Source organism: Micromonospora sp. NPDC049107, assembly GCF_040648595.1.
GTDB lineage: Bacteria > Actinomycetota > Actinomycetes > Mycobacteriales > Micromonosporaceae > Micromonospora.
In genome coordinates this window covers 382,731-408,791 of the sequence record NZ_JBEZEC010000002.1, presented here as the reverse complement: position 1 = coordinate 408,791, position 26,061 = coordinate 382,731, and the positions used below count along the sequence as shown (strand labels likewise).

The following is a 26,061-nucleotide window of genomic DNA, read 5'->3' as shown; positions in this document are numbered from 1 at the left end:
GGGGCCGGTCCCCGCTCACTTCTGGACGAACACCGCCACGCTGCGCGCCGGCACCGTGAAGGTGCCGGACGCCCGGTCGAACGACGACGTCCGCAGCGCCGGGTCGGCCGAGTTGACCAGCACCGGGTGCAGCGACACGTCCGCGCCCCGCAGACCGGTCACCGTCTGCGTCGCCGTCTCCGGAGTGCTGTTGAAGACGACGGTCAGCGCGGTCCACGCCCCGCCGAGACCACGCGCGTCCAGCGTCATGGTCAGCACGCCCGGGGTCTCCGACTCGCCGGACAGGGGGAAGGCCACCCGTCGCTGCACCTGCTCGGCGCTGCCCAGCCCGAACACCGGCGACGACGCCCGGACGCGCAGCAGCTCGGCGTACCGGGCGTCGGTGGTGCCGATCGCCGCACAGTCGGGCACCAGGGCCGGGTCGGCCAGCAGCGGCTTCGCGTACGGCCACTTGTCCTGGTTGTCCTGCGCCGGTGGCAGGCCGACGCCGAACCCGTTGCCGTTGGCGCAGTCCCAGCGGATCTGGTTGAACCAGTCACCGGAGTTGAACGAGTTGCGGTCCAGCGACTTCGACCGCAGCCGTTCCGTGCCGGCGGTGACGAACCCGACGCCCTGCCCCAGCACCACCGTGCTCAGCGCCAGCACCTGCATCCGGGACCGGTCCGCCGCGCTGGTGCCCTGCGGCAGCTTGTACGCCAACGCGTCGTACAGGATCTCGTTGTCGTGCGCGTCGACGTAGGTGACGGCCTCCCCCGGCGCGGCGGTGTAACCGGCCGGCGAGCCGTTGTAGTCCACCTGGGCCCCGGTGACCGTGCGCCCGGAGGTGTCGGTGAACCGGTAGTCCCGCAGGTTGCCGGTGAGGCCCACCTTGATCAGGTCGTGGGCGTGCAGCAGGCGGGCCTTCTGCTCGGCCGCCGACCCGTTCACCTCATCGCCGTTGGGGTCGGTGTAGAGCCCGGAGGCGAAGCCCTGCACGCGCGGGTTGGCGTCGAACGGGCCGCCACCGCGCACAGCGTCGCGCAGCCGGTCGTTGAACGTGCCGATGCCCGTGCCGGCCATGTTGGCCTGGGTGGCCTGCTCGAACCGGGCGTCGTTGGCGACCTCGCCGAAGTTCCAGCCCTCGCCGTACAGCATGATCGCCTTGCCGTCCACGCCGTCACGGGCGACGGTGAGCCGATCCAGGGCCGCCCGGACGGCCAGGATGTTCGCCTTGGGGTGGTGGCCCATCAGGTCGAACCGGAAACCGTCCACCTTGTACTGCCTGGCCCAGGTGACCAGCGAGTCGACCACCAGCTTGCCCATCATCGCGTGCTCGGGCGCGGTGTTCGCGCAGCAGGTGGAGTTGGCCACGGTGCCGTCGTCGAGCAGCCGGTGGTAGTAGCCGGGCACCACCTGGTCGAGCACCGACCTGGGGTCGACGCCGGCCGCCGCCGTGTGGTTGTAGACCACGTCCATGACCACCCGCAGGCCGGCGTCGTTCACTCCGGCCACCATGCGACGGAACTCGGTGGTCCGCGCCGCCCCGCTCGGGTCGAGGGCGTAGCCGCCCTCCGGAACGGTGTAGTGCAGCGGGTCGTACCCCCAGTTGTAGCCGTCGGTCTCGGCCACCGCCGCCACGCATTTCTGCTGCTCCGCCGAGTCCGGCGGCAGCGCCGCCAGGTCGCAGGCCGGCTGGCGCTGGTCGGCCCGCTTCTCGGGGATGGTGGCGAAGTCGAACGCCGGCAGCAGGTGCAGGTGGGTGACGCCGGCGTCGCCGAGCGCCCGCAGGTGTTTCATGCCGGCGGTCCCCGGGTCGGTGAACGCCAGGAACGTGCCCCGCCGCTGCGCCGGCACGGTGTCGTCGGCGATGGAGAAGTCACGCACCGACAGCTCGGAGATCTGCGCCTTCGAGGCGGGCACGGCGGCCGGCTTGCGCAGCGTCCGCCAGCCCGGCGGGGCCAGCGCCGCGTCGTCGAGATCAACGAGCTGGCTGTGCGTCGAGTCCGCCGCGAGGGACACCGAGTACGGGTCGGTGACCGACGCGGTGACCATCCGCTGCGCGGCCGGCTGCCACGCCTGCACCCGGTAGCGGTAGTACTTCCCCGTCCAGGCGTGGCTGCCGCGTACCGACCAGACGCCGGTGCGGTCGTCGCGGCGCATCGCCACCGTCGTCGGCGCGGCCGTGGGCGAGTCGAACAGTTCCAGCTCCACCGTCCGGGCGGTCGGCGCCCAGAGCGCGAGGCTCGGCGTCCGGCCGGCGAAGGTCGGGCCGAGCGTGACCTTGGTGGCCCGGGAGTACACGTCGTCGAGCACGCCGGGGATCTGCACGCCGGTCGCGGCGAGCAGCTTGCCCTGGGCGTCGCGCTCGGTGACCAGGAGCTGTCCGCGCAGCGCCGCCGGCACCTTCGCCAGGTCACCGCGGTCGAGGGTGAAGGCCCGGTGGGACCACAGGTGCGGGAACGCCGCGCGCTGGGCCTCGGTGAGCCCGTTGCGCTGCGCGCGCAACGGCAGACTGGTGTACGCCCCGGACAGCTCCCCGTCGACGACGCTCACCCCGCCGGCCGGGGCGGCCACCAGGGCGTACACCCGACCGTCGGTAGGTGGGGTCTGCCAGGCCACCGTGGACCTGTCGATCCAGTGCGCCTTCTGCTTGCCGATGTCGGTGTCCCCGCCGGCGCTGGTCGCGGTCGACGGCAGCAGCCGCCCCGGGGTGCCGGCGAGCAGCCACACCTCCCGTCCGGCGCTGGCGAAGTCGAGCCGCTGGTCGTCGGGCAGGTCCTTGGTGTCGCCCTTGTGCAGGATGTAGTTCAGCCCGGTGGCCCCGGCCGCCAGCGGCACCCGGAACACCGCGCCGAACGCGTCGGTCGACGTGGGCGCGAGCGGGGTGGCCCAGTCGGTCGGGTTGGCCGCGCCGTCCCACAGGTGCAGACCCCAGCCGTCGTAGGTGCCGTCGGCCCGCCGGTAGTGGATCACCGCGGTGCCCTTCTCGACGGGCGGGTCCGACTGGCCGGTGGCCGCCTGCCTGCTCGGGTAGATCGCCGGGTCACCCTGCTTGAGCCAGATCTCACCGGTGGCGCTCACGTCGATACTGCGGTCCTGGGCGACGTCCTTGGTGCCGTTCTTGTCGACCACCACGAAGCCCACCGACTTCGCGCCCGGCTTGAGCTTCACCCAGGCGAACCGGCCGTAGGAGTCCTCCCCGGCGAACGGTTGCCCGGTGGGCCACTCGGTGACGTACGCCGGGTCGATGTCGCCCCAGGCGTACAGCCCCCAGTCGTCGTACCCCCCGGCCGGGCGCTGGTAGTGCACCACCGCCCACTCCCGGGATCCACCCAGCTGGGGCGTGCCGACGACCGCGACGGACCGGGCGGTGGCGGTGCGGCCCCGGCCGTCGCGGACGACCGCGCGGTACTCGACGCGGGTGCCGCCGGCCAGCCCGTCCAGGTCGTGGTGCACGGTGTACGGCGCGTGGTCCGCGCTGCCCAGCAACGTCCACCGGCCGCCGCTGACCCGGGCCGCCACCGTGACGGTCGACAGCGGGTCGCCGGTCACCTGTGCGGTGACCGCCGCGCGGGTCGCCACCGACGCGTCCGGCGCGGGGGTGGTGATGGTGATGGTCGGCGTGCCGCTCGGCCGGGCGATGGGGCTGCCCGCGCGGTACACGGCCGCCGACAGCGGCGGCACGGTCAGCGTGACCTTCCCGTCGCCGCCGGCCTTCGCGCTGGCGGAAGCGCCGTAGATGCCGGTGAAGGTGGCGCCGGCCGACCAGGTGTCCACGCTGACAGTCTGCGCGGTCGCGGCGTTGTTCACCGCGACGAGGTACTCGGTCCGGTCAGCGGGCGCGACGCGGGAGGCGGCGAACACGCCGGGACCGTCGGCGGCGTACCGGGTGACCTGGATGCCGTCGCGCAGCGCGGGGTGTGCCTGGCGCAGCCGGCCCAGCTCGGCGATCGTCCGGTACAGCGGGTGGGCGGTGTCGAACTGGTCGCTGGCGTGGGTGCGGTCGGTGCCGAGCAGGTCGTCGTCGAGGTAGTCGGGCACCTTCGAGGCGAACATGTCCTGCCGGGCGTCCTTGTCCCCACCGGGGCCGGTGAAGCCCTGCTCGTCGCCGGAGTAGATCACCGGCTGGCCGCGGGTGAGGAACATGAGCTGGTGGGCGAGCTGGTCGCGGCGCAGGTGACTGGCCGGGTCGGTGCCGCCGCCGGCGATGAACGACCCGATCCGGCCCATGTCGTGGTTGCCGAGGAAGGTCGTCAGCCGGCCGGCGTCGGTGTCCCGAGCGGCGTAGAGGTCGTCCCGGGCGTACACGTCGGCGAGGGCCTTCGCCGAGCCGGCACCCGCCGTGTAGCCCCGCGCGGCCTCCTGGAACGCGAAGTCGAGGGTGGCCGGCAGGCCGCCGCGGCGCACGTACGTCGAGGTGACCTCCGGATCGGCGCTGTACACCTCGCCGAAGACGAAGAAGTCGCGTCTGCCGGCCGTCTCGGCGGCCCGCTCGACGCCCCGGGTGAACTGCGGCCAGAAGTCCATGTTGACGTGCTTGACGGTGTCCAGCCGGAACCCGTCGACGCCGGTCGCGCCGATCCAGTCCCCGTACGCCTTGGTCATCCCCTGGACCACCTCGGGCCGTTCGGTCCACAGGTCGTCGAGACCGAAGAAGTCGCCGTACTCGCTGTTCTCGCCGGCGAACGTGGAGTCGCCCCGGTTGTGGTACATGCTGGCGTCGTTGAGCCAGGCCGGCACCTTCACCGTCGCGTCACCCGGCTCGGGAAGGACCGGCGTGTACGGGCCGGCGTTCGCGTCGACGGTCGGGAAGTCCCGGCTGCCGTCGGCGTAGTTGCGGTCCTCGAAGGCCCGCCCCCGCGCGTCCGTGTACGGCGAGGTCGCCTTGTCCACGTAGGCGTAGCGGTCCTCGGCGTACCTGATGACGTCGGCGGTGTGGTTGACCACCACGTCGAGATAGACCTTGATGCCTCGCCGGTGCGCCAGCGAGACCAGCTCCTTGAGCTGGGCGTTCGTGCCGAAGTGCGGGTCGACCTGGGTGAAGTCGGTGATCCAGTAACCGTGGTAGCCGGCGGAGATGTCGTTCCCCTCGCCCTGCACCGGGCGGTTCTTGAAGATCGGGGCGAGCCAGATGGCGGTGGTGCCCAGGCCCTGGATGTAGGCCAGCTTGTCGATCACGCCCTTGAGGTCACCGCCGTGGTAGAAGCCCTTGTCGGCCGGGTCGAGACCGGTGCGCAGCCGGTCGCCGGTGAGCCCGCCGGAGTCGTTGCGGCGGTCGCCGTTGGCGAACCGGTCCGGCAGGACGAAGTAGAACTGCTCGGCACGCGCGGCGTCGGCGCCCGCGGCCAGCAACGCGTCGGCGCTGGGCTCGTCGCGCCATTGGACCGCGCCGGCCGCGGTCAGGGATTCGGCGCTGGACGGCCGGGGGTCGGCGTTGGCGCCGAGTGGACCGGCGGAGGCCGGCGCGCCGACGAGAGTCACGGTGAGCAGGCTGACGAGCGCGAGCAGGGCGGTACGGCGTATCGGCGGGGGTTTCATCGACGGCCTTCCTCTGGTCGTGATTGGCCGCACGCTAACCCTTGCCGCAACGATCTGCAATACCTTGCAAACAAAGTCGTAACAGAGCAGCAAACTTGCGGAAGGCTCGCTCAGAACCCGCTACAACGCGCCCCGTCGACAGTGCACCCGCGCGGCGTCGAGGACGCCCGCTCCAGGTGGAACCGCAGCGCCACCGACCCACCGGCCGGCACGTCCACCCCGCTGACGTACGTGAAGCCGCCGTCGAACTGCCGCAGCGTCCCCTGGGGCACGCCCTCCACCCAGGTGGTCACCAGTCGACCACCGGCGAACTCGAACCGCACCGTCCAACCCCGGTCCACACCGGACCCGTTGACGATCAGCACCTCGCCGATGAAACCACCGTCGAAGCTCTGCACCACCCGGTAGCGTCCGCTCACCGCCGACGGCTGCCGCGACGGCCGGATCGGCGGTCGCGCCGACGTCGACGCCACCGTCGGACCGACCGTCGACGGCCGCGACGTGACCGGCGTGACCGGCGCGCTCGGCGGCAGCCCACTGGCCCGCGGCGACAACCCGGGCAGCAGCGCCGAGTTCTCCGGCAGCGGCGTCGGCGACAGCCCGGACGGCGACACCGGCGCCTGCGGCAACGGCAGACCCGCCGGTGGCGGCCCGCCGTCCCGCGCCGGACTACGCCCCCGGTACGCGCCCAGAGCCACGAAGAGCAGGACCACCATCACGACGACACCGGCGCCCACCACGATCCACGGCGACGACGCGATGGCCGCCGGACCGTGCGACGGTCGCGGGGCACGACGCATGCCGGACATGTACCTCCCTCAGCGGGCCGTCCGGGCAGCCTAGCGATCGACGGCCCGCCCCGGAAAGCGTCGGCGTCGCGCGCGACGCGCCCGACGCCCGGTCAGCTGAGCCGGCACTCCACCCCGTTGATCACGCACCGCACCGGACGCTGCGCCGATCCATCCCAACTGACCCGCAACCGCAGGGTCTGCGTGTCACCGGCACCCAACGACTCTCCGCCGCTGAGCACGAACGCGCCGTCACCCTGCGCCGCCACCGAGATCCCCGCCGCCCCGCTGACGCGCAGACCCCGCGTGTCATCCGCGAAGGCCAACTCCACCCGCCAGTCCACCGACCGGTCCGACCCGTTCGTCACCGACAGCGTGGCATCGGTCGCGTTCCAGCCATCCGTGCCGACCTTGTACTGCGCCGACACCGCCGGGTCCTTTGTCGCCAGGGCCGCGGCGCTCGTCGCGCCCGGCGACGGCGACTTCGTGGTGACGCGCGGCGACGGCGTCCGGCTGCTGCGCGACGCGCGCGGCGACGCCGACCGCCGCTCCAACCCACCCGGTGTCGGGGCCGACGACGAGGCAGCCGGCGTCGTCGGCAGGAACACCGGCGGCGCGGCCTGCGGCGCGCTTTCCCGCTCCCGGGTACGGAACGACAACAGCGCGACCACCAACAGCACCGCCAGCGCGCAGACGCCCACCAGCACCACGATCCACGGCAGCGACAGCACCACTCGCGCCGTCCGCGGACCTCCCGCGCCGTCCGGCCCCACCGCCATCAGGTCTCCCCTCGTCCCACCGACGCGACAGCGTAGCCAGCGCCGGGCGGACCGGAAACCTGGCGGGTACGGATCAGACCGACCGGCCCCCTCCGTCCGGAAAACGGCTCGGGCGCGTCGACGCTCCGCTGGCGGTCAGCCCGTCCGGACGACCGTGCAGATCAGCGGCCCCTCGCCCGAGGTTCGCAGCAGGTAGCGGTACCGCTCCCCCGGCACCGCACGCCCCTGGCTGTCCAGGAACTCCCACTCGACCGACACCAGGGTCAGCAGCGCGGACACCGCCTGCACGTCCTCGATCCGGGCGTGCGCGGCGATCAGCTCCCGGTCCTGGTAGTCGGGTGCGGCACCCACAAAGGACAGCGCGACCGCCGCCAGCGAGGTGAACGAGAAGCTGTACGTGTCCGCCACCACCAGCCCGGGTAGGGCGTAACACCCACCGAGGGACGGCAGGTCGCCCGAGGTCAACGCGGCGCCGTACCGGTCGAAGAACCCGGTCAGCGTGTCGAGATCCGTGGAGGCGTTCACGGGGACAGCAATTGCCCCGCGCCGGGTGGGCCAAACCTCGGGCCGAGCCTCAGCGGGGCGGGACCCGCACCTCGATCTCCGTACCCAGTCGGGCGCCCCCGGCCAATCCCAGGTCGTCACCACTCCAGAACCGGCCCGGGTCGTACCAGTTCGGACGCTTGCCGGCGGGCAGCAGGCCCATCGCCTCGTAGGTCACGGCCACCACCTCGGCGCAGTACGCCGTCTCCAACGCCCGGTCCCGGGCAGCCGCGCTGGTCGGAGCGGCAGTTGTCCCCCGGTTGGCCGCACTGCCCGCAGCGACCGGGGTGACCCCGTCGGTCGAAGCGGTCGGGGTGACCCCGTCGGTCGACCCGGTCGGGGTGGCCGATGCAGCGGGATCGATCCAGGCCGCTTGGGCGGCCCGCGATACGGCTCGGAGTGCCGCCCGGCCAGGACCCGGCAACGACGGCACCCGGCCGCGCACCCACCGCCACGCCAACTGGGCGGTCGACGGGAACGGCGTGCCGTCCAGGCGCGCGACGGTCCGCAGCACCGCGCGTTCCATTTCGCCCTCCGCCGGCGGGTCGAGCTGCCGCAGCCAAGCCCGCTGACCGTACCGGTTGGCCCACACGCAGACCGCGTCCCGCAGGTCGTGCAACTGAACACCGCGCTGGTGCGTGCCCGACCACAGGTCCGGCAGGGACTTGCCCAACTCCGCGTGCCACATCAGCGGCGGCATGTCGTCCAGCACGACAGCCATTCCGACGTGGTTGACCGGACTGTTCGTGGTGAACTGGATCGCCCGGTCCGGCACGCTGCGGCCCCGGAACACCCACACGTCACCGGTGCGGGTCAACTCGACGGCCTCATCCAGGCTGATGCTCATGAGGGACTAGCCTAGGCCGATGCGGCAACGAGTGCGGTGGTGGAAGGTCCTCGGCCTGGCCGGCCTCGCCGGGGTGGCAGCGTCCGGTGTGGTCATTGCCCGGGCCGAGCGGCGCCGACGCGCGTACACCCCGGAGGAGATCCGGGAGCGACTGCGGGAACGTCACGCCCAGGCCAACGACGCAGCGGACTCCGCCTAACCACCCGCCGGTCCAACCTCCGGGCAACCGAGGCAGGTCCGTGCGGGCATGATCGTGCTCGATCCTGGTTGTAGTGGCCTCGGCCGCGCGACGAGGGCCCTCTTTCCTGGTTCGAGCACGATCTTGCGCCGTGTGCGCCGTCTCAGACTTCACTCGGGTTGGTGCGCCCTGGTCGGTGAGAGAGCACTTTCGGGGATGTTGCTGCCTCAGCGGGTTCTGAGGCAGCAACATCCCCGATACTGCGCGGATTACCGAGCGTCGGATTGTGATTTTGTCCGGTTTCGGTAGGCCAATGCGCTTGGACACGCGCGGACGATCGTGCCCGCCCCTTTGATCGACTCCAGGTCAGCGATATCGGGGTATCCCGCACGCCCGGACACCCCGACATCGCCGACGTCGACTCGATCACGCCCCCACATCTCCCCCGAGACACCGGATCGCCCGGATGATCCACTCCGGGCGGTGATGTGGGGGCGTCCCTCTGCGCGGACGCCCCCAGATCGGCGCTCTGGTGACGATCACGCCGGTGGGGCCCGTGCACGGCGTCACGGATGCGATGTCTGTCCGGGTTTGGGCCGTCGGCATGCTGTGGTCGGTGACACCGAGCGGGCGGAATCGCGGGCCGGGCGGGGTCGTTATACCTGGCACGCCGTCGCGACCCCCGGGTCGCAGCCCCGGCCGCCGGGAACACCCGCCAGGCCGGCGTCGTTACACCCCCCGCACCGCCGAGCAGCTCGCCAGCGCAGGCCGGTAGCCGCGGCCGGGAACAGCCGCCAGGCCGGCGTCGTTACACCCCCCGCGCCGCCGAGCAGCACGCCGGCCCAGAGCCGGTAGCCGCGGCCGGGAACACCCGCCAGGCCGGCGTCGTTACATCCCCCGCGCCGCCGAGCAGCACGCCGGCCCAGAGCCGGTAGCCGCGGCCGGGAACACCCGCCAGGCCGGCGTCGTTACATCCCCGCACGGCCGAGCACCACCGGCCGTCCCCGGTCCATCAGCGGGGGAATGATCCGCTGACCCGGACCGTTGGACCACCCTCCGGAACATCCGAGCAGGCCCCTGCTGGGCCGCCGGCTGATCCCCCCACGATCTTTCCCCGCCTTGGCGCGCCCCCGTGTGCCGAGTGCGCGTTTCCCCCGACGCAGAGGAGCACGCCATCATGCGTACCGATCTGATTCGTAAGGCCGCTCTGACCGCTGCTGGTCTCGCGTTCACCGGCGGCGCTATCGCCGGCCCCGTTACGGCCGCGTTCGCCGCGGAGAGCACCGCCAAGCCGACGTCCCAGCCGCAGTCGCAGTCGCAGTCGCAGTCGCAGTCTGAGCGTAAGGGTCATGGTGAGCGGCAGTTGGGTGTGCGGTATGAGGCGCAGCCGAACTTCTACTACTGCGGTCCGGCCGCTACCCGTAACGCGCTGAGTGTGCAGGGTAAGGACATCAGCGTGGACGCGATGGCCAAGGAGATGGGCACCACCGAGGCCGGCACCAACAGCATCAACGACATCACGCCGGTGTTGAACAAGGAGACCGGTAAGCCGGACGCCTACCACAGCGTGGAGATCAGCAAGCCCGACGCCGACGCCACCCAGACCGACCGGTTGCGCGCCGACATCGTCAAGACCGTTGATGACGGTCGGGCCGTGGTCGCGAACATCGCCGGCACCAGCGTCGACACCGACGGCAACACGCACTCCTTCGAGGGCGGGCACTACATCAGCGTCGTGGGCTACCGCGATGACGGCAACACCGTGCGGATCGCCGACTCCGCCGATGCGAACACCGCCGCCTACGACATCACCGTCGAACACCTCGCCGACTGGATCGCCACCCGCGGCTACGCCACCAGCTGACAACCAACGACAAGGGCCGGACCCCACGGGGTCCGGCCTTTCGGCGTACCCGGGTCCGGGATCTTCCTGCCGGCAGCGAGCCGGCGCCAGGTGCGCTACCGGTGTCGGGTCTGGGCCAGCGCCGGGTCGGCAGGCTGCTCTGAATCGGTGGCCGGCGCAGGCTCGCCCGACGGCTCCGGCTCGGCGGCCTCCAGACGGTGGGCACGTCGACGTAGCCACCACGTGCTGCCCAGGCCGGCCAGCACCGCGAGGACAAGGCCGGCCCAGGAGATGTCCTTGAGCCAGTGCTCGGCCGCCCGACCGACGCTGAACAGCAGGTACGTGGTGCCGAACGCCCAGACCAGCCCGCCGGCGGCGTTGGCCACCAGGAACCGCCGGTACGGCACGTGCAGGGCCCCGGCGAGCGGGCCGGCCAGGATCCGCAGCAGCGCCACGAACCGACCGAAGAACACCGCCCACACACCGTGCCGGGCGAAGCTCTGCTCGGCGCGGGCGAGTTGGGCGGGGCCGAGATGACGGGGGAAGCGTCGGCCGAGCCGGGCGAGCAGCGGACGTCCGCCGCGACGCCCCACCGCGTACCCGATGGAGTCACCCACGATCGCTCCGGTCGCGGCGGCCGTCGCCACCCACTCGGGTTCCACCACTCCGGTGGCCGCGAGCAGCGCGGAGCTGACCAGGACGATCTCACCGGGCAGGGGCACGCCCATGCTCTCCACGCCGATCACCCCGGCGACGAGCAGGTAGACCGCGATCGGCGGCAGCGACACGAGCCAGTGCTGGACGTCGAACACGGGTGACCCTCCTCCGGCCGGGCCTCGAACCCTACCCGCGGTCGACGCGGCCGATCGGCCCCTCGACTACTGCCGCACATTCCGTAACGCGTCCTAGGAGGCTAGGGGTGAGGGGTGGCGAGCGGCGGGGCGGCCGGGTTGCGCAAATAGCAAGACGGACGTACGGTTTTGTTTGAGAGCAGAATCGGCGGTAAGTGTTACCTAACCTCGGCGGCGCCCCGGCCGGTGCGACAGACTGCTCAGGACTACTCACGGTCGCTGGTGTGAAGGAGTACGACGTGGCGAGCCTCGACACCTTCGGTGCGAAGACCCAGCTACGCGTCGGAGACGCGAGCTACGAGATTTTCAAGATCGACAAGGTGGACGGCCACGACCGGCTGCCGTACAGCCTGAAGATCCTGCTGGAGAACCTGCTGCGGACCGAGGACGGCGCGAACATCACCGCCGACCACATCGAGCAGCTCGGCGGGTGGGACCCGACCGCCGACCCGAGCGTGGAGATCCAGTTCACCCCGGCGCGGGTGCTCATGCAGGACTTCACCGGCGTGCCCTGCGTGGTCGACCTGGCCACCATGCGCGAGGCCGTCCGCGAGCTCGGCGGCGACGCCACCAAGGTGAACCCGCTCGCCCCCGCCGAACTGGTCATCGACCACTCGGTCATCGCCGACCTGTTCGGCCGCGAGGACGCGTTCGCCCGCAACGTCGAGCTGGAGTACGAGCGCAACAAGGAGCGCTACCAGTTCCTGCGCTGGGGCCAGACCGCGTTCAACGAGTTCAAGGTCGTCCCGCCGGGCACCGGCATCGTGCACCAGGTCAACATCGAGTACCTGGCCCGCACGATCATGGAACGCAACGGGCAGGCGTACCCGGACACCGTGGTCGGCACCGACTCGCACACCACGATGGTCAACGGCCTGGGCGTGCTGGGCTGGGGCGTCGGCGGCATCGAGGCCGAGGCCGCGATGCTCGGCCAGCCGGTCAGCATGCTGATCCCCCGGGTCGTCGGCTTCAAGCTCTCCGGCGAGATGCCGGCCGGCACCACCGCCACCGACCTGGTGCTGACCATCACCGAGATGCTGCGCAAGCACGGCGTGGTCGGCAAGTTCGTCGAGTTCTACGGCCCCGGCGTGAGCGCCGTGCCGCTGGCAAACCGGGCCACCATCGGCAACATGTCCCCGGAGTACGGCTCCACCGTGGCGATCTTCCCGATCGACGCCGAGACGATCCGCTACCTGGAGCTGACCGGTCGGGACGCCGCGCAGGTCGCGCTCGTCGAGGCGTACGCCAAGGAGCAGGGCCTCTGGCACGACCCGGCGGCCGAGCCCTCCTACTCGGAGCGCCTCGAGCTGGACCTGAGCACCATCGAGCCGTCGCTCGCCGGCCCGAAGCGCCCGCAGGACCGAGTGCCGCTGGGCAGCGCCAAGACGCTGTTCCGCTCGGCGCTGACCGACTACGTCGCCGACGACTCCACCGGCGAGCGTGACCTCAAGCCGAGCGTGGCCCGCGAGGAGCTGCCGCGCGGCGCGAACGGCCCGGCCGACGAGGCCAGCGCCGAGTCGTTCCCGGCCAGCGACCCGCCGGCCAACGAGTTCAGCGACCCGGCCGACGAGCCGCGCGACCTGGAGACCGCCGCCACCGGCGCGGGCGGTCGGGCCAGCAACCCGATCCGGGTCACCGGCACCGACGGCGTCGAGTACGAGCTGGACCACGGCGCCGTGGTGATCGCCGCCATCACCTCCTGCACCAACACGTCCAACCCGCAGGTAATGATCGGCGCGGCCCTGCTGGCCCGCAACGCGGTCGAGAAGGGCCTGACCCGCAAGCCGTGGGTGAAGACCACCCTGGCCCCGGGCTCGAAGGTGGTCATGGACTACTACGAGCGGGCCGGTCTCACGCCGTACCTGGACAAGCTCGGCTTCAACCTGGTCGGCTACGGCTGCACGACCTGCATCGGCAACTCGGGTCCGCTGCCCGAGGAGGTGTCCGCCGCGGTCAACGAGCACGACCTGTCGGTCGTCTCGGTGCTCTCGGGCAACCGCAACTTCGAGGGCCGGATCAACCCGGACGTCAAGATGAACTACCTGGCGTCCCCGCCGCTGGTCGTCGCGTACGCCCTCGCCGGCACGATGGACATCGACCTGGCCAACGAGCCGATCGGTGAGGACACCGAGGGCAACCCGGTCTACCTGCGGGAGATCTGGCCGAACAGCGCCGAGATCCAGGACGTCATCGCCCAGGCGATCGGCGCGACCGGCTTCAGCGCCGCGTACGCCGACGTCTTCGCCGGTGACGAGCGGTGGCAGTCGCTGCCCACCCCGACCGGCGACACCTTCGCCTGGGACAGCGACTCGACCTACGTGCGCAAGCCCCCGTACTTCGAGGGCATGCAGCAGGAGCCGAGCGCGGTCGTCGACATCTCCGGCGCCCGGGTGCTGGCCAAGCTGGGTGACTCGGTGACCACCGACCACATCTCGCCGGCCGGTGCGATCAAGGCGGACTCCCCCGCCGGCACCTACCTGGCCGAGCACGGCGTGCCGCGCCACGAGTTCAACTCGTACGGCTCGCGCCGGGGCAACCACGAGGTGATGATCCGGGGCACCTTCGCCAACATCCGGCTGCGTAACCAGCTGGTGCCCGGGGTGGAGGGCGGCTTCACCGTCAACCACCTCACCGGCGAGCAGACCTCGATCTACGACGCCTCGATGGCCTACCAGGAGGCCGGCATCCCGCTGGTCATCCTGGCCGGCAAGGAGTACGGCTCGGGCTCGTCGCGGGACTGGGCGGCCAAGGGCACGATGCTGCTGGGCGTCCGGGCGGTTATCGCCGAGTCGTACGAGCGGATCCACCGCTCCAACCTCATCGGCATGGGCGTGCTGCCGCTGCAGTTCCCGGTGGACGTCACCGCCGAGTCGCTGGGCCTCACCGGCACCGAGATGTTCACCATCACCGGTGTGACGGCCCTGAACGACGGCGAGACCCCGCGCACGGTGACGGTCACGACCGACACGGGTGTCGAGTTCGAGGCCGTCGTGCGGATCGACACCCCGGGTGAGGCGGACTACTACCGCCACGGCGGCATCCTGCAGTACGTGCTGCGCCGCATGATCGCCAACTGATCAGGTACGGCTGGTCGAAGGCCGCTCCCGCTTCGGCGGGGGCGGCCTTCGCCGTCAGAGCCGAGGAAGGTTTGCCGTCCGAGCACGGGCGGGAAGCCCGCTGGTCACGCCGGTCCGTCGTGGGTGCCCGGGAGCGCGAGGGCAGCAAGCCGTTGGTCTATCGCCGCATCCACCTGCTGCATCTCGTAGCCACGTAGCCGCCGTCGAAAGCTGGCCGCCCGAAGCGCGTCCCGCGCGGCAGCCCGTGACACCGCGCTGTCGGTAGCCAGAGCCCTGTCGACCTCGGCAAGGAGACTCTCGACCTGACGCATGTCGTAACCACGCAAAGCGAGTTCGAACGGCAATGTCATGCGGCCACCGTAGCGGTCGCCGGCTCGTGTCCGACGGGGTCAGCGCTCAGCGCAGCCGCAGTGCGACCGCGCGGGCCTCCTCGTCGGTCAGCGGCAGGAACCAGAGGAAACGGCGGACGATGGCGACCGGGCCGGGGCCGCCCGGCCGGCCGCGCAGGTCGCGGGTTGCCCGGCGGGTGATCCGCGAGTACTCGGGGATCAGGGTCGCCCGTCGGGCGGCGTCCGTCGGGGTCGCGGGCAGCGTCGGGCAGGGCCAGTCCTTCCCGCAGGCGTCGCAGATCCAGGAAGGACCATCGGCGGTGTGCGCGGCCGGCGGCCCGCACCGGGGGCGCCAGCGCTCTTCGGGTACGACGCCCGGCGCGCGGTACGACCGCTGGCGTGGTCCGGTCGGGTCGGCCGTCGCCGAACGGGGCCAGGGCGGCCGGCCGCTCGCGTCCGCAGAGGAAGACACGGCAGCGCGACGCGTGCTCGCTGAGGGTCTGGGCCAGCTCGGACAGCGCCGTGAACCGCTCAACCGGCAGCGCATCGCCCGCACTCTCCACACTCGATTCGCTCGGGCCGGATCGGCCATCGCCACGCACCGACGTTGACAGGCACCTGCATCGGCTTCTCCTCGGGCAGCACCGGCAGCACCTCCACACGACGGGCGGAACACCCGCCTCCTGTCACGAGGCGGGACGCCCGTTTCTCCGGCAGCGACCCGTGCCGACCCGATGTCTACCAGGGGCCACGCCTTATGCCCATCCCGTACACGGCCCGAGAGATCGAGGACGATCTGACTCGACGGATCGCCGCCGGGGAGCTCCGACCGGGCTCACGCCTACCGACGTACGACGCGCTGGCCCAGGAGTACGGGTCAGCCCGGCGGACGGTCGCCCGCGCCGTGGACGCTCTCAAATCTCGCGGACTGGTGGTCGGCGTACCGGGCTCAGGAACCTTTGTCGCCGAGTAGCGCGTCGAGGTGACCAACAGTCTCGCGGGCGTCATCGACGTACGAGACTCCACGAACCCCGCCGGCCCGGCGCTCGCCCTCGCCCCGGCGACCCGGAGCGCGCCGAGGGAGAAGATCGCGCCGATCTTGCAGTTTCTGTTGTCCACATGAGTGGGATACCCCTTTTTTCGGGACAGAAAGTGCAAGATCGCGGAGCGGGAGCGGTCCCGGCCCGTCGATCATGGAGTTGTGGTGCCTGGTTTGAGGTTTCACGGGGGTTTTGTTGCCCACCACAACTCCATGATCGACGAGGCGGGGCGGGGCGAGGGCGGGGCGGGGCGGGGCGAGGCAGGGCGGAGCGGGGCGAGGCGGGGCGAGGGCCGGGGGGGGAGTGCGGATGGTTCGTTAGCGAGACAGCTCGTCCGCCCGGTCGAGCAGGGCGCGGCGCTGCGCGGGCGAGTCCACCGCGGCCGCCGCCGCCCGGAACAGCGTGACGGCCCGCAGCGGATCATCCTGCCGGGCCACCAGGTCGGCCTCCACCGCCCCGGCGAGCGGGTTGCCGGACAGCCCACCCTCGGCACGCGCCTCGTCGAGCAGGGCCAGCCCGGCGGTCGGCCCGTACGCGTAGCCGTGCGCGACCGCACGGTTGAGCGCGATCACCGGTGAAGGCCGGATACCCGCCAGCGCGTCGTAGGCCCGCGCGATCGTCGCCCAGTCGGTGGCGTCGACGGACGGCGCGGTGGCGTGGCAGGCCGCGATCCGAGCCTGCCACGCGTACGGACCGTCGTCGCGTACCCGGGCAAGAGCCGCCTGGCCCTCGGCGATGGCCGCCCGGTCCCACCGCGCGCGGTCCTGCCGCGCCAGGGTGAGCAGGTTGCCCGCGGCGTCCCGACGGGCGTCCCGACGGGAGTGCTGGAACAGCAGCAGCGCCCGCAGCGCCGCGACCTCGGACTGCTCCGGCATCAACGCGTCCAGCAGCCGGGCCAGCCGCACGGCCTCGTCGGCGAACGCCGGTTCGCCGTCGGGGACGTAGCCGCGGGTGAAGAGCAGGTACAGCACGGCGAGCACGCCCGGCAGCCGTTCGGCCAGCGCCGGCCCGGTCGGCACCCGGTACGGGATGCCGGCCTGCGCGATCCGGGTCCGGGCCCGGGTCAGCCGGCGGGTCATCGTCGACTCACTGACCAGCAGGAGGCGGGCGATGTCGGCGGTCGGCACACCGCAGACGGTCCGCAGCGTCAGCGCCACCCGGGCGTCGAGGGCGAGCGCCGGGTGGCAGCAGGTGAAGACGAGTCTCAAGCGGTCGTCCTCGACGTCGTGCTCGGGCCGCGCGTCGGTCGGCGCGAGCAGCGCCAGGTCGTGCAGCTTGCGGCGCTCCACGGTGGCCCGACGCAGCACGTCGATCGCTCGGTTGCGGGCCACCGTCATGAGCCAGCCACCGGGATTGACCGGCACCCCGTCGCCGGGCCAGCGTTCCAGCGCGGCGGCCAGGGACTCCTGGGCGCAGTCCTCGGCCAACGCCCAGTCCCCGGTCAGTCGGATCAGGGTCGCGACGATCCGGGGGTACGCGTCCACGCCGGCGGCCGCGACGGCCCGCGCCGCCGCGGCCGGGCCGACACGGTCCGGCGCACCGGTCGTGGTGTCGGTGCCGGTCATCCGCTCAACTGGACAGAGCGCCGAACGGGCGCAGCTCCAGCCGCCCCTCCCGGGCCATCGGGTGGGTACGGGCCACCTCGATCGCCTCGTCCACGTCGGCGCAGTCGAGCAGGTCGAAACCCACGATCACCTCGGCGGTCTCCGCGAACGGTCCCTCGGAGACCAGCAGCTCGCCGTCACGAACACGGACCGTGGTGGCCGCGCTGGTCGGCGCCAGCACGTTGCCGGTCAGGCGGCGGCCCCGGGCGTCGTTGTCGGCCACCCACTTGTGGATGTCGGGCAGCTCGGTCGGGTCGGTATCCGGTGCGGTGTCGCTGCAGACGAACATCATGAACTTCATCGGTCGCTCCCTGTTTCTCGGGTTGTCGCCAGCATGACGAGCGGACAGGAGCGATCCGGACAGCCTCCCGGAAAAAACCTCGATCAGTCTCCGCTGGCGGCGCGGCGACGGGCCTCGCGGGTCTTCATGGCGTGCTCCATGAGGGTCACCAGCACCTCCTTGCTGGACTCCCGCTGACGCGCGTCGCAGAGCAGCACCGGTACGCCCGGGTCGAGGTTCAGCGCGGTCTGCACCTCGTCGAGCCGGTACTGACGCGCGCCTTCGAAGCAGTTGACCGCCACGACGAACGGGGTGCCCCGACCCTCGAAGTAGTCGATCGACGGGAAGCAGTCGGCCAGCCGACGGGTGTCGGCCAGGACGACCGCGCCGATCGCGCCCAACGCCAGCTCGTCCCAGACGAACCAGAACCGGTCCTGACCGGGCGTGCCGAACAGGTAGAGCACGAGGTCGTCGCTGATGGTGATCCGGCCGAAGTCCATCGCCACCGTGGTGGTGGTCTTGCCCTCCACCCCGGACAGGTCGTCGATGCCGACGCCGGTCTCGGTCAGCACCTCCTCGGTGCGCAACGGCCGGGTCTCGCTCACCGCTCCGACCATGGTGGTCTTGCCCACGCCGAAACCACCGGCGACCAGGATCTTGATCGCGGTGGGCAGTGGCGTCGCTCCCGCCGGCCGGTCAGAGTGCCCGTAGTCCATTGATTACCGCCTCGAAGATGCTGTTGTCGGGAAGGCCGGCCGTGGTGTGCGGCTCGCGTACCTGCACGAGGTTGCGGGCCGCCAGGTCGCCGAGGAGCACCCGGATGGTTCCCACCGGCAGGTCGAGGTGGGCCGCGATCTCGGCGACGGACTGTATTCGCTGGCAGAGGCCGACGATCGCCAGGTGCTCAGGACCGATCCCGATCTCCGGCGTCACGTCGGCGCGGGTCGCGGTGACCAGGGAGATCAGGTCGAACGTGCCGGTGACCGGGCGGGCCCGCCCACGGGTCACCGCGTACGGGCGCACCACCGGGCCCGCATGGTCATCCACCCACTGATGCTCTGCGGACTCTCCCTGCACCGTCATGGCCGTTACCTCTCGCCAGCCGACTGTTCGGCGCTCCGCGACGGGGAGGCCACGTACTTGCCGACGCGGGTGACGAGCATCGCCATCTCGTACGCGATGAGACCGACGTCGGCGTCCTCGGTGGCGAGGACGGCCAGGCAGGCGTTGCGGCCGGCGGCGGTCACGAACAGGAACGACGACTGCATCTCGATGATGGTCTGCTGCACCTGCCCGCCGCCGAAGCGCTTGCCGGCGCCCCGGGCCAGGCTCTGGATACCGGCCGCCATCGCCGCGAGGTGCTCGCCGTCGTCCCGGTTCAGCCCCTGCGAGGAAGCCATCAACAACCCGTCGGTGGAGAGCGCGACCGCATGCTCGGCCTGCTTCACCCGGCCCACCAGATCATCCAGCAACCACGTCAGGTCGGCACTCGAAGCCGTCTTCTGGGCCACTTCGTCGTCCTCTTCTCGCCCGGCAGTTGCGCCGTATTCGTCTTGGGCTTGACCGTCACACCACGCGGAACCCGCAGCGAAGGTGCTCGGTCAGGTGGCTTGCGGTTCCTCGTCGGTCGAGTCGGGCGTGGCGCCCGGCGCGCCGCCGAGCAGTCGCGCCGCGTCGGTCCGGCCGCGCCGGGTGCCGGTCTGATAGGAACTCATCATCCGGCGTACCTGCTCGGGTGGCCGTACCACGTCCTCCTCGTCGGACTCGGTCGCCGCCGGGTCGTCGCGCAGCTCGGGCACGATGTTCGCCTGGCGGACGCGGACCGGCAGTCCGGAGCCGGTGCGGTCCGTCTCGGTCCGCGCCGGGACCGGCCCGCCGTCGGTGCTCGGCTCGCTGCCACCGGCGCCGGCCCGCTCCACGGCGGGCAGGCCGGTCGGCACGGTCGGGCCCTCCAGGGCCGGCTGGCCCAGGACACGCCGGGCCCGGGTGGGCAGGTCCGCCGCCGCGGTCCGCTGGCGGGTGGGGAGTACGACGTCCTTGTCGCCCTCGTCCGTCTGCTCGGTGGTGGTACTGCTCTCGGCCAGCGCCGGGGCGACCGGGGTGACCGGCTGCGCCGCGCCGGGGGCGCTGGTGTCCGTCGCCGCGGTGGCGACCGCGACCGTCGAGAGGCTGGCGGGACGACCGCCCTCGACGGGGCCGGCCGCGGTCGGGCCGGCCGGCAGCGCGATGGCCGTCGGGCCGGCCGGGATCGCGCCGGAGTCCTCCGGGGCGGCGCCGTTCGCCGTGATCAGCTCCAGCGGGATGAGGACGACGGCGGTGGTGCCGCCGTACGCCGATTCCTTGAGGCGGACCCGCACGCCGTGCCGCTCGGTCAGCCGGCTCACCACGTAGAGGCCCAGGCGGGCGGCGTTGGCCAGGTTCAGCTCGGACTGGTCGACGATGCGGTGGTTCGCCGCCGCCAGATCCTCCTCGCTCATGCCGAGGCCCCGGTCCTCGATCTCGATGGCGAAGCCGTTCGCCACGAGCTGGCCACGGACCTCCACGGTGGTGTGCGGTGGCGAGAACGACAGGCCGTTCTCGATCAGCTCGGCGAGCAGGTGGATGATGTCGCCGACCGCCCGGCCGGCGAGTGAGACGGCCCCCAGCGGCAGCACGTTGACCCGGGTGTAGTCCTCCACCTCGGCCACCGCGCCACGTACGACGTCCACCATGGGGACGTTGCGCCGCCAGGCCCGGCCCGGGGTGGAGCCGGAGAGCACGATCAGGTTCTCCGCGTTGCGCCGCATCCGGGTGGCCAGGTGGTCGACCCGGAACAGGTCCTCCAGCTCCTCCGCGTCGTGCTCGCGCCGCTCCATCGCGTCGAGCAGGGTTAGCTGGCGGTGAACCAGCGCCTGGGTTCGTCGGGCCAGGCTGAGGAAGACCTCGCGGACGTTGCGGCGCAGGTCGGCCTGCTCGACGGCGGTGCGCAGGGCGGTCTCCTGGACGGCGTTGAACGCCTTGCCGACCTGGCCGATCTCGTCGGTGCCGAACTCCAGCGGGGGCGCTTCGGTGGCGACGTCGACCTCCTCGCCACGGCCGAGCCGGTCGACCACGCGGGGCAGCCGCTCGTCGGCGAGCTGCCAGGCGGCCTGCCGCAGCCGGTCGAGCTGGCGCAGGAGGGTGCGGGCCGTGGTGATCGAGACGACGACCGAGGCGATGACGGCGAGCAGACCCAGGCCGGTGGCGAGCACGAGTCGGACGACGACCATCACGGCCACGCCGGTGGCCCGGCCGACGATGTCGTCGCCGCCGTCGACGACGGCGTCGTTGACCTCGGCGAGCGCCGGCTCGACGGTGCCGCGCCACTGTTCGGAGCCGACCGGCAACTGGGTCGCCGGCCGGCCCTCGCGGATGATGCTGTCCTGGACGGCGCGCAGCCGGCTGAAGGCCTCACCCTCGACGAGCTGTTGGTAGCGCCGCTGATCGGCGTCGGCGAGCCGGGCGCGGGTCTCCTCGCCGAGGAACCGCTCGGCGCCGACCAGGCTGACGTAGCGGGCGTACTCGGGGCCGCTGATCCGACCGGTGCCGAAGAGGCCGCTGAGCAGCGCGTCCTCCTGCGAGATCAGCTCCTTCATCCGGTTGAGCTGGATCAGGGCGGCCGCATCGGCGGCGATCTCCTTGTCGTCGAGGCTGCCGGTGACGTCGTAGATCCGGAAGATCGATTCGATGGCGTCCGTGTAGGCGTCCGCGGCGGAGATCCGGTCGACCTTGCGGCCCAGCACGTCGGCCCGGGTCTGTCTCAACTCGTTGATCTGCGCGATCGTGTCGTCGAGCTGGACGTCGAGGGCGGAGCTGCCGGCCACGTCGACCTGCCAGTTGCGGACCGAGTCGGCGAAGTCGTCCGCCAGTTGGGTGGCCTTGCGCTGCTCGGCCTCCAGGGCCGCGCGCTGCGCGGCGTCGGGGTTGCTGAGGTACGCCTGGGTCAGCCGCCGCTCAAGCTGAAGCTCCTGCAGCAGGGGTTCGCTGGGCGCGTAGACCCTGCTGTTGAGCAGCTGGACACCGAGCAGGTTGAAACCGTCCCGCAGGGTGACCCACGCCGCGAACATCCAGAGCGCGACCAGGGAGAGCAGCAGGGCGACAACCTTGGTGCGGATACTCGTACCGCGAGAACGCATTGAACCGTCCCAGGCAGGGCGTTGACTCAGCTCATCAACGGGTGATCATGGAGGACGACGTCCCGCCACGGCGGGGCGTACGGGGCTGAGGCTCTGCGTACGCTAGCAGTGTCCACACAACCCCTCAAGTCGCTGTTTTTGTTGCCTGGTAACCACAATCCACCACCGAACGGTCGACCCCGCCCAGATGGGCGGAGGCGAGCCGACAGGCAGCCAGGACAGCCGCGCGAACGATCGCGGTAGGACAGTACAGCTCTTTTCCGTACCACAGTGGAGGGTCCGACCGGTCGGACCGTTGGTGGAGATAGGCGTGGCCGCGCGCCACCGCGTCGTCGACCCGGGGCGCTCCGGTCGGCACGGCCACCAGCACCTGCAGGGCGTACGCGGTCTCCTCGACCGTGCCGTCCCACCGCCCCCACGACCCGTCGGCCCGCTGCCCGTCCAGCACCCAACCGGCCGCCCGGTCGAGCGCCTCGGCCGCCACGCCGCCGCGACCGAACTCCGCCAGGGCCAGCACGCAGCAGGCCGTCGCGTAGTACGGCGAGGCGTGCCACCGGTCCTGCCAGCGGCCGTCGGCGAGCTGGTGCGCCGGCAGCACGGCGCTGAGCCGGTCGACCGTCCGGTGGTACCGCGCGTCCGCGCCGGGGTGCCCGGTCACGTACTGGCCGAACGCGTCCAGCACGTGCGCGTTGGTGGTGACCGAGAAGCCGTCCTCACTCCCCGGCCAGGTGCAGAAACCGTCCGCCGTCTCGTACGCCCACAGGCCCGCCGGGTCGGCGAGGTGGCCGAGCCGGGCCAGCGCGTCCAACGTGACCGAGGTGGTGTCGGCGTCGGTCGGCAGCCCCTCGCCGGTGGCGATGCCCTCGGCGGCGGTGGCGGCGGCCAGGGTGCGCAGCACGGCCGCCGGCGGGTTGAGCGCGACACCGGCACGACGCAGGCCGCCGAGCACCCAGGCCCGCTCGAACACGGTGATCGGGGTCGGACAGGGCACCGGACCGTCGCCGTCGCGGATCAGCGTCCGCAGGAACGTGTACGCGGCGGGGCCGGCGTCCGGGCCGGCGGCGCTCAGCCAGGCGGCGGTCGCGGCGGGTGACGCGCCGACCGCGGTGAGGGTCGGCCCGGCGTCGGCCGGCGTCGCGCCCAGCACCTCGTAGAAGTGGGCCAGCTTCGCCGGCAGCGGCGCCCCGGCGGCGACCGCGCCGCGTACCGCCCGCAGCCGGTCGGGGCCGAGCCCGGCGGGCAGCGCGAGCGGCGGACGGGGCAACCGGTCGGCGACCGCCCGACCCAACCGGGTCAACCGCCCGTTGATCGACTCGACCAGGGCGGGAACGATGAGATCCAGCGCCGGGGTGTCGGGCAGCGCCCGCGCGTGCGTGGCGAGCAGGCGGCCGGTGAGCGCGTCCAGCCCGCGCCGCACCGGGGTGAGCAGGTGCGGACCGGCAGACTTTCCGTCGGCCAGCGCCGCGAGCAGGGCGTCGACGGCGCTGAGGGTGGGCACCAGGGCGTACCCCTCGGGTGGGCCCCACGCCCCGTCGGGGCGCTGCCCGCGTAGCAGGAACCCGATCCGCTGGTGGTGCCCCGGCAGCCAGGGCGCGTCGGCGACCAGCCGGCCGCTCTCGTACACCGAGGGGGCTACCTGCCCCCACGGGCGCAGCGCCAGGCCGGCGATCAGCTCGCGCGCGGCGTCGGTGGGGGGTTGGACCAGCACGTGCCCCGGGCCCTCACTCATCGCGTGCTCCCCAGAAGTCCGAGAGCTGGTAGAAGCCACCCGTGAAGGAGATCTGCCGGTGCAGGTAGTCCGCCTGGCGAGGGCAACGCTCGGCGAGGGCGGCGAGGTCGCCGCGGGACCGGGTGGTCAGCTCGGCGAGCCGGGCGTGCACCCGCGCCGGGTCGTCGACCAGCAGCAGGGCGTTCAGGTCGCCCCACTCGGCGTCCCGCTCGTGCGTGGCGAGGTCGTTGACCAGCCGCAGCACCCGCTGCACGCCACGGCCGGCGTCGAGCAGGTCGGTCAACTGGGCGAGGGTCCTGTCGTCACCGGTGGCGATCCAGTGGGTGACGTTGACGAAGGAGCAGGCGAGGTTGTCGGCGTTGTCCAGGTAGCGGTCCAGGTCCGGCAGGCGCTGCCCGGTGGTCGGGTCGGTGGGCAGGTTCTTCCAGTCCCACTCCCGCGACACGGCGGCGAGCATCCGGGCCAGCTCCTCGCGCCAGATCGGGCGCAGCCGGCGGAACGCCGGCACGGCGGCCAGCTCGTCGCGCAGGTCGGCCAACAGTCGCGCGAGGTGCCGGCCGGGCGGCGGCGCGGCGCCGTCGGCGACCGCCAGGCAGTCGGTCACGATCGCCCGGACGTCGTCCGCCGACCGGGCGAGGTAGTCGACCTGCCAGTCGGCGGCGAAGACCCAGAGCAGGGTACGGGTGGTGAGCCGCAGTTCGGCGGCGGTGTGCCACGGCGCGGTGAACGCGATCGCGGTGGCCACCGAGCTGAGCAGCGCGGCGTCGAACGGCGCGGCGTCGAAGAGTTCCGGGTGGGCGGCGGTGACGCCCTGCAGGTCGCGGACGCCTCGTACGGCGAGCGCGCACACCCGGCCCTGCTCGGCGACGGCGTCGGGCCCGGCCTGCACCGGCCACGGCGCGCCGGTCACGAGACGACCGGGCGTTCGACCGGAGTGACGATCAGCTCGGCCCGCTGCTTGGGTTGCAGCGAGGCGCCGAGCCGGGGTGTCAGGCCGACGGGCTCGCGCAGCCGGAACCGGTAGCGGCTCAGCACGGTGCTGACGATGAGCTGCGCCTCCAGCAGGAACAGGTACTGCCCGAGGCACTGGTGCGGCCCACCACCGAACGGGAAGTACGAGTAGCGGTAGCGCCGGCGGGGCTTCTCCGGCGCGAAGCGCTCCGGATCGAACAGCGTCGGATCGTCCCAGAAGGTCGACATCCGCTGGGTGACGTACGGGCTGACCAGCACGGTGCCACCCGCCTTGATCCGCGCACCGCCCAGCACGTCGTCCGCGACGGCGGTACGGGGGATCATCCAACCGGCCGGGTAGAGCCGCAGCATCTCGTCGAGCACCATCCGGCCGTAGCGCAGTTGCGGCAGGTGCTCGCGGCCGACCCGTTCGGAGCCCACCACCCGCTCGATCTCGTCGGTCATCAGCTCCGCCACGTCGGGCCGGGACGCCAGCACCGGCCACAGCCAGGAGAGCAGCGCGATCGTGGTCTCGGTGGCGGTGGAGAACATCGCGACCACGTCGCCGCGGATCGCGTACTCGTCGGGCTCGCTGCCGTCGGCGCGCGGCCGGCAGAGGGTGGAGATGATGTCGTCGCCGTCGGTGGGCCGGGCGCGGGCCTCCCGGATGATCGGCAGCACCACCTCGTCGATGGTCCGCACCGCCTCGCGGAAGGGCCGGTCGCCGGGCATCGGCACCGCGTACGGCACGAACGGCACCAGCAGACGCGGGAGCATCGCGGTGGTGACGGTGTCCAGCGCGGCGCTGATCCGCAACGCGTCCGGCACCGAGATGCGGTCGGCGAAGAGCACCCGCATCGTGGTCCGCAGCACGATCCGGGTGAGTTCCGCGCCGCCGTCGATCGGGCGGCCGTCGCGGGCCGGCTCCAGCCACTCGTCGACGGCCTCGTTGATCGCCTCGGCCATCCGGTCGACGAGCGTCTCGGCGCGCTTGGCGGTGAACAGGGGTTGCAGCGCGCCGCGGCTGGACTCCCAGATCTCACCCTCGGCGACCAGGATGGCGTCGCCGACGATCCGCCGGACCGGCCGCCACAACAGGCCCTCCCCGTCGCGGGTGTAGTTGGCAACGTTGTCCCTCAGCACTCGTTGCAGGTGCTCGGGATGGCTGACCAGGTAGGGACGGAACGAGCCGAGGTTCAGCCGGACGACGTCGCCACCGGCGGCGTCCGCGAAGCCGACGAGCGCGCCGAGCGGATCGCGGACCAGCGCGGGCAGGGCACGACGGAGTGGGATCATCCGGGGTTCGGTGCTGACGGGGGCGGGGCCGGCATCGGACACCTGGGACATGCGCTGTCTCCTCGTCGCCCCGGCGGCCTGGGCGGTCCACTTCGGCCGGTCGGGACTGTGGAATTTTCACCTTCTGGGCGTCGGAAGCATCTCACCAAATCCGGGACACCTCCAGACCTGTGACCGGTGAGATTCGATCGTTGCCCTAGACGGGCATCGATGTCTGCGCCCTAGTCGGTCCTGAGTGGATTGTGAGGACCCGGC

The 26,061-nt window shown here is 72.1% G+C and carries 22 protein-coding genes; 5 read left to right on the top strand and 17 right to left on the bottom strand.

The annotated features are described in order from the left end of the window. Positions 1-15 precede the first annotated feature (15 nt). The 5 genes from pulA to AB0B55_RS07020 form a co-directional block, all read right to left on the bottom strand. The gene (gene pulA, locus AB0B55_RS07040; RefSeq protein WP_357170884.1) at positions 16-5,517 is read right to left on the bottom strand and encodes a pullulanase-type alpha-1,6-glucosidase; all 5,502 of its coding nucleotides are present in this window, start codon (positions 5,515-5,517) and stop codon (positions 16-18) included. 110 nt (positions 5,518-5,627) lie between these two features. Next, positions 5,628-6,326, bottom strand: coding sequence for a cellulose binding domain-containing protein (locus AB0B55_RS07035; RefSeq protein ID WP_357128059.1), 699 nt, complete (start codon positions 6,324-6,326; stop codon positions 5,628-5,630). A 92-nt stretch (positions 6,327-6,418) separates the two neighbouring features. Beyond that, the gene (locus AB0B55_RS07030) at positions 6,419-7,084 is read right to left on the bottom strand and encodes a hypothetical protein (RefSeq protein WP_357128056.1); all 666 of its coding nucleotides are present in this window, start codon (positions 7,082-7,084) and stop codon (positions 6,419-6,421) included. 135 nt (positions 7,085-7,219) lie between these two features. Continuing rightward, the gene (locus AB0B55_RS07025) at positions 7,220-7,609 is read right to left on the bottom strand and encodes a hypothetical protein (RefSeq protein ID WP_357170881.1); all 390 of its coding nucleotides are present in this window, start codon (positions 7,607-7,609) and stop codon (positions 7,220-7,222) included. 49 nt (positions 7,610-7,658) lie between these two features. Then, on the bottom strand, positions 7,659-8,474 hold the full coding sequence (locus tag AB0B55_RS07020; RefSeq protein ID WP_357170879.1) for a hypothetical protein: 816 nt from the start codon (positions 8,472-8,474) through the stop codon (positions 7,659-7,661). A gap of 19 nt (positions 8,475-8,493) precedes the next feature. Between AB0B55_RS07020 and AB0B55_RS07015 the strand changes: the two genes are divergently transcribed. Both AB0B55_RS07015 and AB0B55_RS07010 read left to right on the top strand, forming a co-directional pair. Continuing rightward, entirely contained in the window at positions 8,494-8,673 is a 180-nt protein-coding gene (locus AB0B55_RS07015) for a hypothetical protein (RefSeq protein WP_357128614.1), read from the top strand. Between the two features lie 1,156 nt (positions 8,674-9,829). Continuing rightward, complete coding sequence (locus AB0B55_RS07010; protein ID WP_357170877.1) at positions 9,830-10,516, top strand: C39 family peptidase; 687 nt, start codon at positions 9,830-9,832, stop codon at positions 10,514-10,516. 95 nt (positions 10,517-10,611) lie between these two features. Here the strand turns inward: AB0B55_RS07010 and AB0B55_RS07005 are convergent, their stop codons facing one another. Then, positions 10,612-11,307: a DedA family protein gene (locus AB0B55_RS07005; protein ID WP_357134367.1), complete on the bottom strand. Its 696-nt coding sequence runs from the start codon at positions 11,305-11,307 to the stop codon at positions 10,612-10,614. A gap of 263 nt (positions 11,308-11,570) precedes the next feature. Between AB0B55_RS07005 and AB0B55_RS07000 the strand changes: the two genes are divergently transcribed. After that, positions 11,571-14,423: an aconitate hydratase gene (locus AB0B55_RS07000; RefSeq protein WP_357134365.1), complete on the top strand. Its 2,853-nt coding sequence runs from the start codon at positions 11,571-11,573 to the stop codon at positions 14,421-14,423. A gap of 104 nt (positions 14,424-14,527) precedes the next feature. Here the strand turns inward: AB0B55_RS07000 and AB0B55_RS06995 are convergent, their stop codons facing one another. Continuing rightward, positions 14,528-14,773, bottom strand: a complete 246-nt coding sequence (locus tag AB0B55_RS06995; protein ID WP_357170875.1) for a DivIVA domain-containing protein — start codon at positions 14,771-14,773, stop codon at positions 14,528-14,530. Positions 14,774-14,819: 46 nt separating this feature from the next. Next, the gene (locus AB0B55_RS06990; protein ID WP_357134361.1) at positions 14,820-15,224 is read right to left on the bottom strand and encodes a hypothetical protein; all 405 of its coding nucleotides are present in this window, start codon (positions 15,222-15,224) and stop codon (positions 14,820-14,822) included. Positions 15,225-15,509: 285 nt separating this feature from the next. On the opposite strand from AB0B55_RS06990, the gene AB0B55_RS06985 reads away from it, so the two are divergent. Continuing rightward, the gene (locus AB0B55_RS06985) at positions 15,510-15,725 is read left to right on the top strand and encodes a winged helix-turn-helix domain-containing protein (RefSeq protein ID WP_357134360.1); all 216 of its coding nucleotides are present in this window, start codon (positions 15,510-15,512) and stop codon (positions 15,723-15,725) included. Between the two features lie 9 nt (positions 15,726-15,734). Continuing rightward, positions 15,735-15,875 carry a hypothetical protein gene (locus AB0B55_RS06980; RefSeq protein WP_357134358.1) on the top strand — a complete coding sequence of 47 codons (141 nt, stop codon included), beginning with the start codon at positions 15,735-15,737 and terminating at the stop codon, positions 15,873-15,875. 234 nt (positions 15,876-16,109) lie between these two features. Here the strand turns inward: AB0B55_RS06980 and AB0B55_RS06975 are convergent, their stop codons facing one another. The 9 genes from AB0B55_RS06975 to AB0B55_RS06935 all read right to left on the bottom strand — a co-directional run bounded on the left by AB0B55_RS06975 (position 16,110) and on the right by AB0B55_RS06935 (position 25,803). Next, entirely contained in the window at positions 16,110-17,357 is a 1,248-nt protein-coding gene (locus tag AB0B55_RS06975; protein WP_357170873.1) for a sigma-70 family RNA polymerase sigma factor, read from the bottom strand. A gap of 4 nt (positions 17,358-17,361) precedes the next feature. Beyond that, positions 17,362-17,697 (bottom strand): YciI family protein, encoded by a 336-nt coding sequence (locus AB0B55_RS06970; RefSeq protein ID WP_357134355.1) that lies wholly within the window; start codon positions 17,695-17,697, stop codon positions 17,362-17,364. A gap of 83 nt (positions 17,698-17,780) precedes the next feature. Beyond that, the gene (locus AB0B55_RS06965) at positions 17,781-18,392 is read right to left on the bottom strand and encodes an ATP/GTP-binding protein (RefSeq protein WP_355053540.1); all 612 of its coding nucleotides are present in this window, start codon (positions 18,390-18,392) and stop codon (positions 17,781-17,783) included. Continuing rightward, a complete protein-coding gene (locus AB0B55_RS06960) occupies positions 18,373-18,759 on the bottom strand; it encodes a DUF742 domain-containing protein (RefSeq protein ID WP_357134353.1) in 387 nt (128 codons plus the stop codon). The genes AB0B55_RS06965 and AB0B55_RS06960 overlap by 20 nt, the downstream gene beginning before the upstream one ends. A gap of 5 nt (positions 18,760-18,764) precedes the next feature. After that, positions 18,765-19,187, bottom strand: a complete 423-nt coding sequence (locus AB0B55_RS06955; RefSeq protein ID WP_357134351.1) for a roadblock/LC7 domain-containing protein — start codon at positions 19,185-19,187, stop codon at positions 18,765-18,767. 90 nt (positions 19,188-19,277) lie between these two features. Next, the gene (locus AB0B55_RS06950; protein WP_357170871.1) at positions 19,278-21,830 is read right to left on the bottom strand and encodes a nitrate- and nitrite sensing domain-containing protein; all 2,553 of its coding nucleotides are present in this window, start codon (positions 21,828-21,830) and stop codon (positions 19,278-19,280) included. 124 nt (positions 21,831-21,954) lie between these two features. Next, entirely contained in the window at positions 21,955-23,559 is a 1,605-nt protein-coding gene (locus tag AB0B55_RS06945; RefSeq protein ID WP_357134348.1) for a prenyltransferase, read from the bottom strand. After that, the gene (locus AB0B55_RS06940) at positions 23,552-24,469 is read right to left on the bottom strand and encodes a terpene synthase family protein (protein WP_357134347.1); all 918 of its coding nucleotides are present in this window, start codon (positions 24,467-24,469) and stop codon (positions 23,552-23,554) included. The genes AB0B55_RS06945 and AB0B55_RS06940 overlap by 8 nt, the downstream gene beginning before the upstream one ends. Then, positions 24,466-25,803, bottom strand: a complete 1,338-nt coding sequence (locus tag AB0B55_RS06935; protein WP_357134376.1) for a cytochrome P450 — start codon at positions 25,801-25,803, stop codon at positions 24,466-24,468. The genes AB0B55_RS06940 and AB0B55_RS06935 overlap by 4 nt, the downstream gene beginning before the upstream one ends. Positions 25,804-26,061: the final 258 nt, after the last annotated feature.